Source organism: Aegicerativicinus sediminis (assembly GCF_015476115.1).
GTDB classification, from domain to species: Bacteria; Bacteroidota; Bacteroidia; order Flavobacteriales; family Flavobacteriaceae; genus Aegicerativicinus; species Aegicerativicinus sediminis.
The window spans coordinates 368,564-385,591 of record NZ_CP064295.1 but is presented as its reverse complement, the minus strand read 5'-3'; the positions used below and the strand labels follow the sequence as shown (position 1 = coordinate 385,591).

The 17,028-nt window shown below is 35.1% G+C and carries 17 protein-coding genes; 7 read left to right on the top strand and 10 right to left on the bottom strand.

All coding sequences use genetic code 11. The features are described from left to right. Positions 1 to 9: 9 nt before the first annotated feature. From eno to ISU00_RS01700, 3 genes are all read left to right on the top strand, one after another. Positions 10 to 1,302: a phosphopyruvate hydratase gene (eno, locus tag ISU00_RS01710; RefSeq protein ID WP_228852314.1), complete on the top strand. Its 1,293-nt coding sequence runs from the start codon at positions 10 to 12 to the stop codon at positions 1,300 to 1,302. A gap of 231 nt (positions 1,303 to 1,533) precedes the next feature. After that, the gene (locus tag ISU00_RS01705; RefSeq protein WP_228852313.1) at positions 1,534 to 2,820 is read left to right on the top strand and encodes a citrate synthase; all 1,287 of its coding nucleotides are present in this window, start codon (positions 1,534 to 1,536) and stop codon (positions 2,818 to 2,820) included. Between the two features lie 66 nt (positions 2,821 to 2,886). Then, entirely contained in the window at positions 2,887 to 3,801 is a 915-nt protein-coding gene (locus ISU00_RS01700) for a dimethylarginine dimethylaminohydrolase family protein (protein WP_228852312.1), read from the top strand. A 14-nt stretch (positions 3,802 to 3,815) separates the two neighbouring features. Here the strand turns inward: ISU00_RS01700 and ISU00_RS01695 are convergent, their stop codons facing one another. The 6 genes from ISU00_RS01695 to rsfS form a co-directional block, all read right to left on the bottom strand. Further along, entirely contained in the window at positions 3,816 to 4,082 is a 267-nt protein-coding gene (locus ISU00_RS01695) for an acyl-CoA-binding protein (RefSeq protein ID WP_228852311.1), read from the bottom strand. Then, positions 4,079 to 4,732, bottom strand: coding sequence for a phosphatidylserine decarboxylase family protein (locus ISU00_RS01690; RefSeq protein ID WP_228852310.1), 654 nt, complete (start codon positions 4,730 to 4,732; stop codon positions 4,079 to 4,081). The genes ISU00_RS01695 and ISU00_RS01690 overlap by 4 nt, the downstream gene beginning before the upstream one ends. Further along, the gene (locus ISU00_RS01685) at positions 4,722 to 5,543 is read right to left on the bottom strand and encodes a phosphatidate cytidylyltransferase (protein ID WP_228852309.1); all 822 of its coding nucleotides are present in this window, start codon (positions 5,541 to 5,543) and stop codon (positions 4,722 to 4,724) included. The genes ISU00_RS01690 and ISU00_RS01685 overlap by 11 nt, the downstream gene beginning before the upstream one ends. A gap of 6 nt (positions 5,544 to 5,549) precedes the next feature. After that, complete coding sequence (locus ISU00_RS01680; protein WP_228852308.1) at positions 5,550 to 6,155, bottom strand: LUD domain-containing protein; 606 nt, start codon at positions 6,153 to 6,155, stop codon at positions 5,550 to 5,552. 100 nt (positions 6,156 to 6,255) lie between these two features. Continuing rightward, positions 6,256 to 8,187, bottom strand: coding sequence for an ATP-dependent zinc metalloprotease FtsH (gene ftsH, locus ISU00_RS01675; protein ID WP_228852307.1), 1,932 nt, complete (start codon positions 8,185 to 8,187; stop codon positions 6,256 to 6,258). A 3-nt stretch (positions 8,188 to 8,190) separates the two neighbouring features. Then, complete coding sequence (gene rsfS / locus ISU00_RS01670; RefSeq protein WP_228852306.1) at positions 8,191 to 8,562, bottom strand: ribosome silencing factor; 372 nt, start codon at positions 8,560 to 8,562, stop codon at positions 8,191 to 8,193. A gap of 96 nt (positions 8,563 to 8,658) precedes the next feature. Here rsfS and ISU00_RS01665 point away from each other — a divergent pair, with 96 nt between their 5' ends. Then, entirely contained in the window at positions 8,659 to 9,387 is a 729-nt protein-coding gene (locus ISU00_RS01665; RefSeq protein WP_228852305.1) for a biotin--[acetyl-CoA-carboxylase] ligase, read from the top strand. Here ISU00_RS01665 and ISU00_RS01660 read toward each other — a convergent pair. Beyond that, a complete protein-coding gene (locus tag ISU00_RS01660; RefSeq protein ID WP_228852304.1) occupies positions 9,379 to 9,780 on the bottom strand; it encodes an SRPBCC family protein in 402 nt (133 codons plus the stop codon). The genes ISU00_RS01665 and ISU00_RS01660 overlap by 9 nt on opposite strands. 11 nt (positions 9,781 to 9,791) lie before the next feature. Beyond that, positions 9,792 to 10,436: an orotate phosphoribosyltransferase gene (gene pyrE / locus ISU00_RS01655; protein ID WP_228852303.1), complete on the bottom strand. Its 645-nt coding sequence runs from the start codon at positions 10,434 to 10,436 to the stop codon at positions 9,792 to 9,794. Positions 10,437 to 10,556: 120 nt separating this feature from the next. On the opposite strand from pyrE, the gene ISU00_RS01650 reads away from it, so the two are divergent. Both ISU00_RS01650 and ctlX read left to right on the top strand, forming a co-directional pair. Then, positions 10,557 to 11,141 (top strand): NUDIX hydrolase, encoded by a 585-nt coding sequence (locus tag ISU00_RS01650; RefSeq protein ID WP_228852302.1) that lies wholly within the window; start codon positions 10,557 to 10,559, stop codon positions 11,139 to 11,141. A gap of 67 nt (positions 11,142 to 11,208) precedes the next feature. Then, on the top strand, positions 11,209 to 12,141 hold the full coding sequence (ctlX, locus tag ISU00_RS01645; protein ID WP_228852301.1) for a citrulline utilization hydrolase CtlX: 933 nt from the start codon (positions 11,209 to 11,211) through the stop codon (positions 12,139 to 12,141). On the opposite strand, the gene ISU00_RS01640 is transcribed toward ctlX, so the two are convergent. Together ISU00_RS01640 and ISU00_RS01635 are read right to left on the bottom strand one after the other, a co-directional pair. Beyond that, entirely contained in the window at positions 12,138 to 12,767 is a 630-nt protein-coding gene (locus ISU00_RS01640) for a chromophore lyase CpcT/CpeT (RefSeq protein ID WP_228852300.1), read from the bottom strand. The genes ctlX and ISU00_RS01640 overlap by 4 nt on opposite strands. Further along, positions 12,767 to 14,824, bottom strand: coding sequence for an ATP-binding protein (locus ISU00_RS01635; RefSeq protein ID WP_228852299.1), 2,058 nt, complete (start codon positions 14,822 to 14,824; stop codon positions 12,767 to 12,769). The genes ISU00_RS01640 and ISU00_RS01635 overlap by 1 nt, the downstream gene beginning before the upstream one ends. Before the next feature lie 396 nt (positions 14,825 to 15,220). Between ISU00_RS01635 and argS the strand changes: the two genes are divergently transcribed. Next, positions 15,221 to 17,002, top strand: coding sequence for an arginine--tRNA ligase (gene argS, locus ISU00_RS01630; protein WP_228852298.1), 1,782 nt, complete (start codon positions 15,221 to 15,223; stop codon positions 17,000 to 17,002). The last annotated feature ends 26 nt before the right edge of the window (positions 17,003 to 17,028 follow it).

The window sequence follows — 17,028 nt, the reverse complement described above, 5'->3', positions numbered from 1 at the left end:
AGAATAACAATGAGTTTTATCAATGCCATATATGCCCGTCAAATTTTTGACTCTCGAGGTAATCCAACAGTTGAAGTTGATGTAATAACAGAAAATGGTGTTTTGGGTCGAGCTGCTGTTCCTTCAGGTGCTTCTACTGGTGAACATGAAGCTGTAGAATTGAGGGATGGTGATACATCTTACATGGGTAAGGGTGTTTTAAAGGCCGTTGAAAATGTTAATACCATAATTGCAGAAGAACTAATCGGGGAATCAGTTTTCGATCAAAATAGATTAGATCAAATGATGATTGATTTAGATGGTACTCCAAATAAATCGAAGTTAGGGGCTAATGCTATTCTTGGCGTTTCTCTTGCCATTGCAAAAGCAGCGGCAAATGAACTTAATTTGCCATTATTTAGATATGTTGGTGGGGTTTCAGGAAATACGCTGCCTGTACCTATGATGAATATTGTTAATGGAGGATCTCATAGCGATGCTCCAATCGCATTTCAAGAATTTATGATTATGCCAGTTAAGGCAAAATCATTCACCCATGCCCTTCAAATGGGAACTGAAATTTTCCATAACCTGAAAAAAGTTCTACATGATCGCGGATTGAATACTGCGGTTGGTGATGAAGGTGGATTTGCTCCAACTTTTGATGGTACCGAGGATGCTTTGGATACAATCGCTTTAGCTGTTAAAAAAGCTGGATACGCTTTTGGTGATGAAATAATGATTGCACTAGATTGTGCTTCTTCAGAGTTTTTCGTTGACGGTAAATACGATTATTCAAAATTTGAAGGGGATAGCGGTGTAATTAGAAGCAGTAAAGAACAGGCAGATTATCTTGCAGAATTATCTCAAAAGTATCCAATCATCTCAATTGAAGATGGTATGGATGAAAATGATTGGGAAGGATGGAAATACCTTACTGAAATTATTGGAGATAAAGTTCAATTGGTTGGAGATGATTTATTTGTAACTAATGTGGAACGGTTATCAAAGGGAATTGATAATAAAATTGCTAATTCAATTTTAATTAAGGTTAACCAAATAGGTACATTAACTGAAACGATAGCAGCGGTTAATATGGCACATAATGCTGGCTACACAAGTGTTATGTCGCATCGTTCAGGGGAAACTGAAGACAATACTATTGCTGATCTAGCCGTAGCATTAAATACTGGTCAGATTAAAACCGGTTCAGCTTCTCGAAGCGATCGTATGGCTAAGTATAATCAATTGTTACGCATAGAGGAAGAATTGGGTGAGGTTGCTTACTATCCTCAGCTTAAAGCTTTCAAAATTGATAAATAAGTTTAATAAACTTTATATATTTTAGAGGGAATCGAATACGGTTCCCTTTTTTTATCTCCTTGAAAAATTCAAATAATTATTAGTGGAGGCCGGCTGAAATTTTGGATTAACAAAAATTTAATGAAGATATGGCTTATTTGTTGTGAATTCGGTAACATAGGAACTTCAGAAATCCTTATATATTTCGTATTTTAGCAATCTACAATATTAACAACATACAATCACTTTTTTATGTCTGATAAAGCATTCCTTGACTTAAATGGGGAAAAGTTTGAGCTTCCAATTTCGAAGGGTACAGAAGATGAATTAGCAATAGATATTAGCAACCTTAGATCTGCCACTTCAGGGTATATTACCTTAGATCCTGGTTACAAAAACACTGGTTCTTGTGAAAGTGCCATCACATTTTTGGACGGGGAGAAAGGTATTTTAAGATATAGAGGGTATGCTATTGAGGAATTGGCAGAGAAGGCTACTTTTTTAGAAGTTGCATTTTTATTAATTTTTGGAGAGCTTCCCACAAAAGAGCAACTAGAAAAATTTCATAAGGATATAAAATCTCATTGTATTGTAGATGATGATGTTAAAAAGATTTTAGATGCATTTCCAAAATCTGCACACCCAATGGGGGTATTGGCCTCATTGACAAGCGCTCTAACTGCATTTAATCCTTCTAGTGTCAATGTTGAATCTGAACAAGACATGTATAATGCTATTGTTCGGATTCTGGCTAAATTTCCGGTGCTTGTAGCGTGGACTTTACGTAAGAAAAATGGCCTGCCATTAGATTATGGTGATAAATCTATTGGGTATGTAGAAAATACTCTTAAAATGATGTTCAAACAACCGAATGAGGAGTATGAGCACAATGATGTAATGATTGATGCATTGGATAAATTATTAATCTTACATGCCGACCACGAACAAAACTGCTCCACATCAACTGTAAGAATTGTTGGGTCATCACATGCTGGACTATTTGCTTCAATTTCTGCTGGTATATCTGCACTGTGGGGACCATTACATGGTGGCGCAAACCAAGCTGTTCTTGAAATGTTGGAGGCAATTAAGGCAGATGGCGGAGACACCAAAAAATACATGGCAAAAGCAAAAGATAAATCTGATCCATTCAGGCTAATGGGCTTTGGTCACCGTGTCTATAAAAATTTCGATCCTCGCGCTAAAATCATCAAAAAATCTGCTGATGAGGTTCTGGGCCAATTAGGTGTAGATGATCCCATTTTAGATATTGCCAAAGGTCTTGAAAAAGAAGCATTGGAAGATTCCTATTTCGTGGATAGAAAATTATACCCGAATGTTGATTTTTATTCAGGGATTATCTATCGCGCTATGGGAATTCCAACGGACATGTTTACTGTAATGTTTGCTTTAGGTAGGTTGCCAGGTTGGATTGCACAGTGGAGGGAAATGCGTCTACGTAAAGAACCAATTGGTAGACCAAGACAATTATACATGGGAGAAACTTATCGTAAGTTTACCGAAATAGAATATAGATAAATTAAGTGTTCAATATGTTTTAGGCTTCAGGCGTTATGTTTGAAGCCTATTTTTTTATATTTAGTTATGCTCAAGCTTAATGTGACTAACGAAACGAATAGATTAAGATCTGTAATTCTCGGTACAGCCGAGAAAAATGGTCCGGTTCCTTCAATAAGCGAGGCTTATGACCCTAAGTCTATAATGCATATAAAACAGGGTACATATCCTAAAGAAAAGGATATGATTATGGAACTTGATGAAGTCGAAAAGGTTTTACTGAAATATGAAGTTCAGGTTTTTCGGCCTAAAGTGATTCCAGACTGTAACCAAATATTTGCTAGGGATATTGGTTTTGTCATTGAGGATAAATTTATTCGAGCAAACATATTGCCGCATAGAGAGGGAGAGGTAGATGCAATTCAGCATATTCTTAGTCAAATTCCTTCATCAAATATAATTGTGTTACCAGACGATTATCATGTAGAAGGAGGGGATGTGATGCCTTGGAATGACTATATTTTTGTCGGAACATATTACGGTAGTGATTACCCTAATTACATTACTGCCAGAACCAATTTAAAGGCCATAGATGCCTTAAAAGAAATTTTTCCTAATAAGATTGTTAAGACGTTTAATCTTAGAAAATCTAATACTGATCCATACAATAATGCCTTGCATCTAGATTGCTGCTTTCAACCGATAGGAAAGGATAAGGCAATAATTCATAAAAATGGGTTTTTGCAAGAATTTGAATATAATTGGTTGAAAGATTATTTTGGTAGGGATAACATTTTTGAAATTACCAAGGAAGAAATGTTTGATATGAACAGCAATATTTTTTCGATTTCTGAAGAAACTGTTATTTCTGAAAGAAATTTTATCCGTTTAAACTCTTGGTTACGTGAAAATGGCTTTAAAGTCGAGGAAGTGCCCTTTTCTGAAATTGCAAAGCAGGAAGGTTTATTACGATGTAGCACCTTACCATTAATAAGGGACTAAAATATCTCATTAATTTATTTCCTATAAAGGAAATAATTATTCACTAAGTCGATATAATTTCTTTTGGCTTCATTTCTGTTAAGGCCTTTCACTTGAAATAGAGCATTTGTTTTGAAAGCATTAATAATTGGCTTTCTGCTGCTAGGCTGTTCATAATTATTGGTGGCTACCTTATAATAAGCATAAAGACGTAGCAAGAAATCAGCCGGAAATGGCTCTGAATGGTTGTTTATTTGATCTACAGCCTCTTGAAATTCCCTATCGAGAGATTCGTCGGTCATTCCTTACTTCCAATTATTGTTTCACCTCCCCGTACTTTTTGGTTCAATGCAACTTCGATTTTTGTACCTAATGGGAAAAATACGTCAACCCTGCTTCCAAATTTAATGAACCCAGAATCGGTTCCTTGTTGAACGGTCGATCCTTCTTTAGCATAATTTACAATCCTTTTGGCTAAGGCACCTGCTATCTGACGATAGAGAATTTTTCCAAAGTATGGATTTTCAACAACGACGGATGTTCTTTCATTTTCTTCACTTGCCTTTGGATGCCATGCGACCAAATATTTTCCAGCATGATATTTGCTAAAAGCGACATTTCCACCAACCGGATATCTAGTTACATGTACATTTATGGGAGACATAAAAATGGATACTTGGATACGTTTATCATTGAAGTATTCCTTCTCAAAAACTTCTTCTATAACCACCACTTTCCCATCTACTGGCGAAACAGCCACATTCTCATCATTCAATAAGCTTCGCTTTGGGTTTCTAAAAAATTGAAGTATCAAAATGAACATTGCCAAAATGGTAATCATTGTAAGAGTTCGCAACCAAGGAATAAGTATAAACGAATCAATCAATAGTAATGTGGCAACAACAATTACCAATGAAACAAATATGATTTTATGACCTTCTTTATGAAACATTGACGGCAAATTTTAAAAATAAATAAATGAAAGGTGCTGCAAATATGATACTGTCCAATCGATCTAATAGACCTCCGTGTCCAGGCATTATTACCCCGCTATCCTTAACATCAGCTTGTCTTTTAAACTTAGATTCTATTAAATCCCCTAATGTGCCAAATACACTAACTATAATACCCAGAATTAACCAATAATTAAACGACAAGGTATTTGTAAAGTTAGCGATTAAAAGGCTTGCAATACAAGCAAAAAATAAACCTCCTAAAAAGCCTTCTACGGTCTTTTTTGGTGAGATGCGAGGGAATAATTTTTGTTTTCCAAAATTTTTACCCACCAGATAAGCAAATGAGTCATTTGTCCAAACCAGAATAAAACATCCTAAGATGAGTATAGGATTAAAATCCATATTTATTGTTGCAATGGAAACCAAAAAAATAAAGGCAGTAGACATGTAAAATGTCGTTAGTATATATCTTTTGGAATGGAAAAGTGGAATTGTTTTCAATGAAAATAAATCCTTAATCAGCAACAACAGTACAAATATTGAAATTACGAGTAAAATTTGAAGGAAATCAGAGTAAAGGTGTCGAAATTCAGAAAATAACCTCCAATATCCAAAAATGAAATACAACAAGGTGAATATTACGTACGGATATCTATTAGTTAGGTTAATTAATTTTGAAAATTCGGCAAGACAAATTAGGCCAAACAAATAAAACAATATGATAAAAGCGTGCTCCCAAAACAATGAAGCAATTAGGAGTACAATATATAGAAAGCCAGATATGGCCCGTACGCGTAGCTCTTTCATTTAAGCCTAAAGATCTTCAAGAAGTAGTAAATATAAATTTTTAGAACTACTTCCATAGGTTAGAAAATCTTTTTCTTCAACAGTTTTGAAATGTTTAATTGTGGTAATATTCGTTGGGATTTTCTCTCTATTCTTGCTCTTTATACCACGCAAACCTTCGCCAATATTCTCTACAAATTGGCTGGTGGTTGCATATATCACGAAGTTATCGGGGAGATCCCTTAATTTTTTTTCGGCTATCTGATTCGATGATATTAACAGTGATCCATCATCCGAAATTAGATATTCACAAGTTGACAGAAAAAAAGCACTTTCATGCGAAGATTTTGTAAGGTTCAATGAAAAATCCTTGAAGAGTTCTATTAACCGCTTGTCGTAAATTAAAACTTTCTTGTCTTTCCATTGATTTTCAAGCAATATTTTATCTAAATTTTGCTTTACTTCTTGCATATCCTCACAATAAAGGAACTTTCCTCCGTTGGCTTTAAAATTTATGGTGAAACGTTCATCAGCCGGCAATTTTAATTCGGGCATATATTTGCTTCTCTCCTGATGTTGTATATCCTCATCTGAAGCATCTTTTAGCCCAAAAATTTTGCGGAATAAACTCATGCAATCATATTTTATTTATATTCTCACCTTATTCAAATATAAAAATCTTATATGAATCCACCTTGAGGTTGACGGAGTACTTTATGGTTGAAGCCTTATATTAGGCTATCTCCTCTTTTACAAATGGGCGTTTTCCAAAGATTTTCTCAAGGTTATCTTTGAAGATAACCTCCTTTTCTAACAATTCTTCAGCTAATAAGGTAAGCTTGTCTTTGTTCTCCTCTAATATACGAACAGCGCGCAGATATTGTTCTTCAATTATGCGAGAAATTTCCTTGTCAATTAATTCTGCTGTTTGTTCGCTGTAAGGTTTGGTAAAACCATATTCTGTTTGGCCTGAAGAATCGTAGTAAGTTATGTTTCCTATTTTATCACTAAGACCATAAATTGTTACCATAGCCCTAGCCTGTTTCGTCACTTTTTCCAAGTCACTCAAAGCGCCAGTGGATATTTTATCAAATATCACCTTTTCAGCCGCACGACCTCCCATTGTTGCGCACATTTCATCTAACATTTGTTCAGGTCGCACTATTAAGCGCTCCTCTGGCAAATACCAGGCAGCCCCCAAGGATTGACCTCTAGGTACAATGGTTACTTTAACAAGGGGTGCTGCGTGTTCTAACAACCAACTAATTGTAGCGTGTCCAGCTTCGTGGAAGGCAACAGCTTTTTTCTCATCTGGGGTGATAATTTTATTCTTCTTCTCAAGACCACCGACAATTCGATCCACTGCGTCCAAGAAATCTTGTCTTCCAACCGCTGTTTTTCCTTTCCTAGCAGCAATTAAAGCAGCCTCATTACATACATTAGCAATATCAGCCCCTGAGAACCCTGGAGTTTGCTTCGCCAAAAACTCAATATCTAGATCTTCCGATTTTTTAATCGGTCTTAGATGAACTTCAAAGATTTCCTTTCGTTCCCTAACATCCGGAAGATCAACAAATATCTGACGGTCAAAACGACCAGCTCTCATCAAAGCTTTATCTAAAATATCTGCACGGTTTGTAGCAGCAAGGACAATTACATTAGTATTAGTGCCAAAACCGTCCATTTCGGTTAAAAGCTGGTTTAAAGTGTTTTCGCGCTCATCGTTTGAACCGGAGAAATTACTTTTACCCCGAGCACGCCCAATGGCATCAATCTCATCAATAAAGATAATTGCAGGTGATTTTTCCTTTGCTTGTTTAAACAAATCACGTACACGAGAGGCACCCACACCAACAAACATTTCAACAAAGTCTGAACCAGAGAGTGAAAAGAATGGAACTTGTGCCTCACCGGCAACTGCCTTAGCTAATAGTGTTTTTCCGGTACCAGGAGGTCCTACCAACAAAGCCCCTTTTGGAATTTTCCCTCCCAGGGAGGTGTATTTTTCTGGATTTCTGAGGAAATCAACAATTTCTTGAACTTCTTCCTTCGCACCCTCCAATCCTGCCACATCCTTAAATGAGGTTTTCATGTCTGTTTTCTCATCAAAAAGACGTGCCTTCGATTTTCCTATATTGAAGATTTGTCCACCTGCGCCACCTGCACCACCTGCTGACATACGACGCATTATAAAAATCCAAACTCCAATTATTAATATAAATGGCAATAAGGAGATTAGAAAATTGCCCCACATATTATCTTCAGTGGTAAAGCGCACCTCTGTTGATCCCTGTAAGTTATTTTCAGAAATAATTTCATCTAATTTTTCCTGAAATACAGTTAAGTCGCCAAATTCAAAAACGTAATTGGGAGTTTGTGTAATTGAGGGAAGAAAATTATCGGATTTTGTCTTTTTATGTACTTCTTTCTGTACGGCTTCTTGAGTTAGATATACCTTCGCCTCGCGTTGATTAACTATCTCAACTTTTGCAACATCCTTATCCCTTAAAAATTCAAAGAATTTGGCTGGCGTAATAGTTGCGGTCGTTTGGCCTCCAAATCCGCCAGAAAAAATCTGAATTCCAATGAAAATGATAATAATTATTCCGTAAATCCAATAAGGATTTAGACGTTGCTTCTTATTTGGTTTATTGTCGTTTGCCATGAATTAATAACTCGTTTCGATCATTGTTGTTTTCGCATCTCCCCAAAGACTTTCTATATCATAAAAATCTCTTACATGCTTCTGGAAAACATGCACCACAACGTTGACATAATCTATCAATACCCATTCAGCATTATCACTTCCTTCAACATGCCATGGGTTATCTTTTAACTCTTTACTTACCTTTTTCTGAATTGAATTGACAATGGCGTTTACTTGTGTGTTGGATGTTCCTTCGCAAATAACGAAATAGTCGCAAACCGTATTTTCAATTTCTCTTAAATCTAGGATAGTAATTTCTTTTCCCTTTACATCTTCAATTCCACTTATAATAACTGATATGAGCAGGTCTGCATTCGTATTTTCTTTCGCCATTAAAAAGATTTAAATTTGTGCAAATTTATGTTTTTTTTAATTGTTTAAAAGGCAATAGCCTCATAAGAAATTTATAAAATTTCTTTTATTTTTCTAATGTTCATAATCAAACTTAATGCCATTGGCTCGACCAATTCCTATCTGAGAAATCTTTATGCTACAAAGAAGTTGGAAGATTTCACGGTAGTTATGGCTCAGAATCAAACCGAAGGAAGGGGGCAAATGGGTTCGGAATGGAGTTCTGAATCGGGTAAAAACCTCACCATCAGTGTGTTTAAGCGATTAAATGATATAAGGGTTTATGAAAAATTTTCTATCAATATGGCAGTTTCTATGTCCATTATTGAGGCATTAGCAAAATTTCAAATTAAAAATTTAAGCGTAAAATGGCCGAACGACATTTTGTCAGAGGGGTATAAAATTGGGGGAATTCTTATTGAAAATGTTATTAAATACAATGAAATTAAGGCTTCTATTATAGGAATAGGTTTAAATGTAAATCAGACTCAGTTCGAAAATATTCCTCGTGCCTCGTCACTTAGGTTAATTTCGGGTCTAAATTATAATTTGGAGGAACTATTAAGCGAAATTGTACTTCAATTGCAGCGAAATTTCGAATTACTTAATAAAAATCCTGAATTTCTAAAGGACAAATACGTCCATAATCTCTTCAGACTAAACAAACCATCCACTTTTGAAGATGTTTATGGTTCGCTTTTTACTGGATATATAAAGGGAATTTCAGATTATGGTTATCTCCAAGTCATGGTTGAAGATGAAATTATAAAAGAATTCGATTTAAAGGAAGTTAAACTGTTATACTAGCATCGCACCTGGCAATTTAGTTGCTAAGGTCTCTATAAAATTTTTGATGGGCTTTTTAATCATCATGGCCATCATAGGATTAAAATCGCCATCAAACTCAATAGTTACTTCTGAAGATTCCGGACTTATAGCGACGATATGACCAGTTAAGGTAAAATCTATTTTTCCTTCAGCTGCACCCAAAACAATTTTGTCAAAAGGATTAACTATTTTCTTTTTAAGAGTTATTTCTGGCATCCCTTTTAGCGCAAACAGAAAGGTGTCTTCATTGATTAATTTAAATTTCTCAATGCTTTCAGGCATGAGCTTTTCAAAGTTTTCTACCTCACTTAAGAATTTGAAAGTTTCTTCTTGACTTTTAGGTATAACGGTTTTTGGGGATTCAATTGTCATTTAAAAAATATTTAGGCCATTTGCCATTTTGCAGGGTTGGCATTCCAACTTGTTAGTAAAGTGTGTTCCTCAGTATTGATGTACTGTGTTTCTAATGCTTTTTCTAATAAATTTTCATAATTACTTAAGGTAATCAAATCGATATGTTCCGATTCAAAATTTGTCTTAGCAACATCGAAGCCGTAAGAAAAAATTGCTATCATACCTTTAACATTAACACCTGCATCTTTTAGCGCTTTAACTGCATTTAAGCTGCTTTTTCCTGTACTGATAAGATCCTCAACCACAACAACATTCTGCCCTGGCTCTAAAAATCCTTCGATCTGATTTTGACGGCCATGGGACTTGGGTTCAGGCCTCACGTAGATAAAGGGAAGGCCTAAATATTCTGCAACCAAAGCTCCAATACCAATGGCACCAGTGGCAACACCGGCAATAACATCGGGTTTGCCGAATTTTTTTTCAATTGCCTTGGACATAGAACTTCTTACAAAATTTCTAATTGGAGGAAATGAAAGGACAATGCGATTGTCACAATAAATTGGTGATTTCCAACCTGATGCCCAAGTAAATGGGTCTTTCGGTTGAAGCTTTATTGCGTTTATTTGCAATAATAACCCAGCGGTTTGCTGGGCTGTATCTTTATCGATTATCATAGGACAAACTTAATTATTTTTTCGCTTTTAGGTTAAACCGAATTTCAAGAAAAACCAATATTTGCATCCTTTGGATGATTTTTTGATATTTTTACAAACTTCAAAGCCTTTCAGATTCTTATGAATAAAATTTTTGTCGGGGATAAACCAATCATTTTAACTACCGAGATCTGTGAAGAAACTAATTTCAAGAATTACCTTCTTAAGACTGTTAAGCTTGGTAAAGTAATAAAGGAATTGAATAAAACTACTTTAGAAGAAGCTCGGTTTGTAGGCAAGAATGAAGATAAGCTATTGAAAAAATTCCTAAAGAAAATGCCAACTGTGCTTGCTGGCGGTGGGAAGGTTTATAATTCCAATAATGAAATCTTATTCATTTATAGAAATGGGAAATGGGATTTGCCGAAAGGTAGATCAGAAAAAGGTGAAGATATAGAGTTAACTGCAATTAGGGAAGTAGAGGAAGAAACCGGAGTTAAAAATCTAAAAATAGTTAAGGAACTAGAAACTACCTATCATATTTTTAAACGTAATGGTAACCATCGTATAAAGATTACCCGTTGGTTTGAAATGACATCAGATTACACTGGTAAATTGCAACCGGAAAAATCAGAGGGCATAACAAAAGTTAAATGGTTGAATCCTGAAAAAACTGAAAAAGCATTGAAGAACTCCTATGCTAATATTCAATCATTAATCCAATAAATAATTCTGTATTATTTTTCTTCATGTCTGAGCAAAAACTCTAATTTAGCTCGGTAATTTCAGACTAATGAAACAGGTTACAAATACGATATTGATGATTAGGCCAGTGGCTTTTCGTATGAACGAACAAACGGCTGTTAATAATTATTTCCAGGAGGATTTAGATTTAAAGAATGCAGAAATAAATAAGAAAGCGCAGGAGGAATTTGACTCTTTTGTAGGAAAATTACAGAACGCGGGGATAAATGTAATAGTTGAGTCAGACGATTTATTAATGGATACTCCAGACTCTATTTTTCCTAATAATTGGGTGAGTTTCCATGAAAATGGGGATGTAGCAATTTATCCTATGTTTGCTGAGAATCGAAGAAAGGAAAGACGCGAAGAAATTTTTATTCGGCTAGAAAATGAAGGATTCAAAATTGAAAATATTGTTGATTATACCGAAGCAGAAGAGGAAGCTATTTTTTTAGAAGGCACTGGAAGTTTAGTTTTAGACCGAATCAATCGGAAGGCATATTGTGCTCTCTCCCCAAGAGCTGATGAAGAATTATTCATAGAATTTTGTGAGGATTTTGAGTACTCACCGATAATCTTTACAGCTAATCAATCTGTTGATAATGAGCGTTTGCCTATATATCATACAAATGTTATGATGTGCATGGGAGAAAAATTCTGTGTAATCTGCCTTGATGCTATAGATGACAAAAAGGAAAAGAAAAATGTATTATTGCATTTAAGGGAAGATAAAAAGGAAGTTATTGCTATTTCAGAAAGTCAGATGCATCATTTTGCGGGTAATATGTTAGAGCTTTCCAATGATTTGGGAGAACATATTTGCGTAATGAGCTCAGCAGCCTATAACAGTCTAAATAATGACCAATTGGAGAAGCTGCAAAAGCACTGCAAGATTGTACATAGTAATATTGACACTATTGAAACTTGTGGGGGCGGCAGTGCACGATGTATGATGGCTGAGGTATTTTTGCCACATTCCTAATTTACTCTATCGAAGATATACCCTCCGTGTATGGAACCCCAGACCTGTTCCCCATTTTCATTATAACCCTTATCCCAGGTTATAATTTTATCATCAAATACCTCTAACTCACTTATGCTTACCATACCGCCATTCAAGTTATCGTAACAACCCATTTCTTCAGTCTTACCTTGGTAATAAGTTGGTCGAATTCGTTTCAAAGTAATATGGCATCCTGAAACCTCGGTTAAATCCTCTTGTTTCAGTTTGGAGAATTCTTTTGGCATAGCCCATTTATTACTCCAAAAAGCTTCATCCTTAAGAGAGAAAATAGAGTTTACGTAAACGCTGTCATTTACTCTAGATAGTTTGAAAATTCGCTGTTTGATTGGTCTGTTTATGGAGTCGTTATGTGCAACCTCCGCATATAGGTAATTGCCTTTTCCTTCCCAGATTGGGCAAACATTCATAACCATATGATGGTAAGTGGAGTCTTCGGCAGCTTGGTTAAGGGAACTATACGATCCTTGCATCATTAAATAAAGTTCTGCAATGGGATCTGTTTCCAATTCCTTTTCAGCAACATCGGCATTTTTGCAACTAATTATTATAAGTGCAACTAATAAAACATAAAGTAGGTTTTTCATTAAGAAGAAATTTCAGGTTTGCTTTTAGGTAGTTCAACAAAAAATTTGGTTCCAACGTTTTGGATACTTTCAACCCAAATTTTACCATTGTTTAACTCAACCAATTCTTTGCAGATTGTCAGCCCTAAGCCGGTGCCCTTTTCGTTTTTGGTCCCAATGGTGGTAAAGCTATTTTTTTGGAATAACTTCGACAAATTTTCTTCTGAAATTCCTACTCCCGTATCTTCTACGATGATAAGAGCTTTGCCATCCTTATCTCTATTAGATATTGTAATTATATCGCCAACCCTACTAAACTTCACAGCATTGGTAAGTAAATTTTGAATGACAATCTCAATCATGCTTTTATCTGCATAGGCAAAATCCCTTTGAGATTCATCGATTATCGCTATGCGCTTATCCTCAACCCGCTGCTGTATCAATTGCAGTTTATCCCTAAAAATATCCTGAATATTAAAAAGTTCTGGTTTTGATTCTAAATTTTGTAACTGAGATTTAGACCAATTGAGCAAGTTAAATAAAAGCAATGCTGCATTATTGGCATTTTCGCTTAATTCTGGAATGAGATCGTAAAATTCTTCACGAGTTAAACTATCTTCTCTTAATAGATCTATAAAGGCCTTAATTGAAGATATGGAATCCTTTAAATCGTGGGAGACTATCGAGAAAAGTCGATCTTTAACAGTGTTTTTCTCCTCTAGCTCCTCGATGGAAATTTTTAGTTCTTCGTTTGTTTTTTTAATGGATTTTAAATCTCTTTCTAATACTACCGTTTCCTTTTGGTGTTTACTACCCTTAATGAATGAAACTATTAAAAGTGTACAGGCAATTAATAGCGCTGCACCCAAAATATACATGTATAATCTTTGACGTTTCAGACTGTTGGGGTCTATGTCATTTTTTTTATCACCAAATTCGGTTGGGTATTCTTCTATTTGAATTGGTTGGTCTTCCGCTAAGGTAGTCTTGGTTGCTTGTTTCTTTTGCTCGGCTTCTAAATTTTGTTTTAGTTGAAAATATCTACTTTGCCATAAGTATGCCTGTTCAAAATTTCCGCGTGTGGAATCAATTTCTTTTTGAAGATTGTAATTTTCAAGTTTCAAATATATTTCAGAGCTGCTATCAAATAAGGAATAGGCCTCTTCTGCTTGGCTATCTGCTAATCGCCAATTACCTCTATTTAAATTTAATCTTGCCAAACCATTTAAGGTAAGCACAAGTCCTTCAGTGTTATTTGTTCTTCTATTTAAACGCAAGGCTTGAAGTAAATAGGTCGATGCCCGTTCCCAATCATTAAATTGAAGATATTCGCTACCCAATTTGGGTAATATTTGCTCCCTAATTCTAAGATCAGTTGAATCGTTTAAGATTTTAAGGGTTGCTTCATAATATTCAATGGACTTTCTAAATTCTTTCCTTTGTGAATATAGGTCGGCGATAACCTGATTGGTCTGTTTAATTTTGTTAGTTTGACCTAATTCAGTTTGAATTTCATGGGCTTTTAAATAAAATTCCAAAGACTTTTCATTTTGTCCAGTATTTAAATAAGCTTTACCAAGATTTTCGTAAGCTTCACTTAAATCCATTGACAGATTATTGCTCTCGAAAATATCAATAGCTGTTAGTGACAATTTTAGGCCAGACTGATAGTTACCTTTGTTAATTTCTAAAATACCAATTTGATTATTCACCTTTGCAAGTCCAATAACATCTCCCGATAATTCAAAATTGCGCTTTGCCTTATTAAAACTATCTAATGCATTGTAATAATCATTTTTGTTGTTGTAGATAATAGCACGATAATAATAAGCATTTGCTATTCCTTTATAATACTCTAAAGATTGAGCCAAATCTTGGGTCTGTTCAACAAATTGGAAAGCACGTTTATAATCGCCTTCATTTAGAAGGGCATTTATTAATTTAATTGAAGTATTTACTTTGGAAGTGTCTTGTTTTTGGTATGCCAAATCTAGCAATAGACTATCTATCTCTTCGGTCTGGGGGAAACAGACAAGAAACTGGAATAAAACAGTAAGAAAGAGTAACCGTTTTATCATACAGATAGGTTAGTATTTGCAATGTTGTTTTGAAACCAACTTGCCTCGAGGGAAAGGTAAAGTAGGATGACAAAAAACAGCAACAATCCAAAAAAGGGTTGAACACTGATCATCATCAACGATTGGGACTTTGTTAATAGCTTCTCAAAAATCCTCAAAGAAGTGTTAAAAAGCTAATTTTTGGGATTTATGACCGATAAATCAGATAAAGTGAAAGCTCTTTTTAGATCTGGATTTTGGGCATTCGACGAACGGTAGTTAATCTCGGGATAACTACACTTTTATCGATGAACTGCACGTCCCTGTTGGTCTGATACATTTTTCCTCCTGTATTCATTAAAACCGTTCTTTAACAAAAGGGTAAATTGTATCTTTGCAAATTGAAAATATTGCGAAATGAGCATTGAACATTTTATTGAAAAAGAGGTAAAAGCGATTGTCAATGAAACTTACCAAGTCGATTTAGAGAAGGTTGAAACCCAGATTACCAGAAAGGAATTTGTCGGGGATATTACTGTTGTAGTTTTTCCGATGTTAAAGCATATAAAAGGGAACCCCAAAATTATTGGTGAAACTATTGGAGCTAAACTTAAAGAGGCTTCAAGATTTGTAGATGGATTTAATGTGGTAAAGGGGTTTTTAAATATTGAAATTTCAGACGATTATTATATCGATTTACTAAAAGAGCAGATTTCCAAAGAAGATTATGGCATAGTGCCTATTAATACTTCAAATGGATCTATAATGGTTGAATATTCATCTCCAAATACAAATAAACCACTACACCTTGGTCATATTAGAAACATTCTCTTGGGATACAGTGTTTCAGAAATTTTAAAAGCAACTGGGAATCAGGTTCACAAAACCCAAATAATAAACGACAGAGGTATACATATATGTAAAAGTATGCTTGCTTGGCAAGATTTTGGTAATGGAGAAACACCATCGGAGACTGATATTAAAGGAGATAAACTTGTTGGGAATTACTATGTTAAATTCGAGCAGGTGTATCGTAAACAGGTGAAAGATTTAATTGCTGAAGGGGTTGAGGAAGAAAAGGCTAAGAAGGAGGCGCCTTACCTTTTGAATGCACAAGAAATGCTTAGAAAGTGGGAAAGTGGAGATCCACAAACTGTGGAGTTATGGCAAAAAATGAATGGTTGGGTTTATAGCGGTTTCAATGATACTTATGAGCGTTTAGGAGTAGATTTTGACAAGTTGTACTATGAAAGCAATACTTATCTACTTGGAAAAGAGGTTATTGAATTTGGGCTGCAAAAAGGAGTTTTTTTCAAAAAAGAAGATCGTTCTGTCTGGTGTGATCTAACTGATGAAGGCTTAGATGAGAAATTAGTACTTAGGTCAGATGGCACTGCAGTATATATGACTCAAGATATTGGTACTGCAATTCAAAGATTTAAGGATTTTCCTGATATTTCTGGGATGGTTTATACTGTAGGAAATGAGCAGGATTACCACTTTAAAGTGTTGTTTTTAATACTTAAAAAATTAGGGTATTCTTGGGCAGATAATCTTTATCACCTTAGTTATGGAATGGTAGATCTACCTTCCGGGAAAATGAAAAGTAGAGAAGGGACGGTGGTAGATGCAGATGATCTAATGGATGAAATGCAACGTACTGCTAAAGAAATTTCAGAAGAATTAGGGAAATTAGAGGGGTATTCAGAGGAAGAAAAAAATGATTTATATCTTACAATTGGTCTAGGAGCACTGAAATATTATATCTTGAAAGTGGACCCGAAGAAAAGGATACTTTTCGACCCTAAAGAATCAATAGATTTTCAAGGCAATACCGGCCCTTTTATTCAGTACACTTATGCGAGAATTCAATCCATTTTACGCAAAACAGCAGATTTGGAAGAATTCGATTTCAACTCAAAACTTGAATTGCATAGCAAGGAGAAGGAATTGCTAAAAATTCTTTCTGAATTTCCTAAGATACTTTTGTTTGCCGCTGAACAACATAGTCCCGCACATGTAGCCAATTATGTTTATGAATTGGTTAAGGAGTTTAATTCTTTTTACCAAAATGTACCAATCTTGGTGTCAGAAGAGCCACATGTCCAACAGTTCCGAGTATTACTTTCAAAATCAGTAGGTAACGTTATAAAAACTTGTTTCAGACTTTTAGGTATTAATGTCCCTGAGCGAATGTAGACAGTTAATATAAGTTTTAATTACCA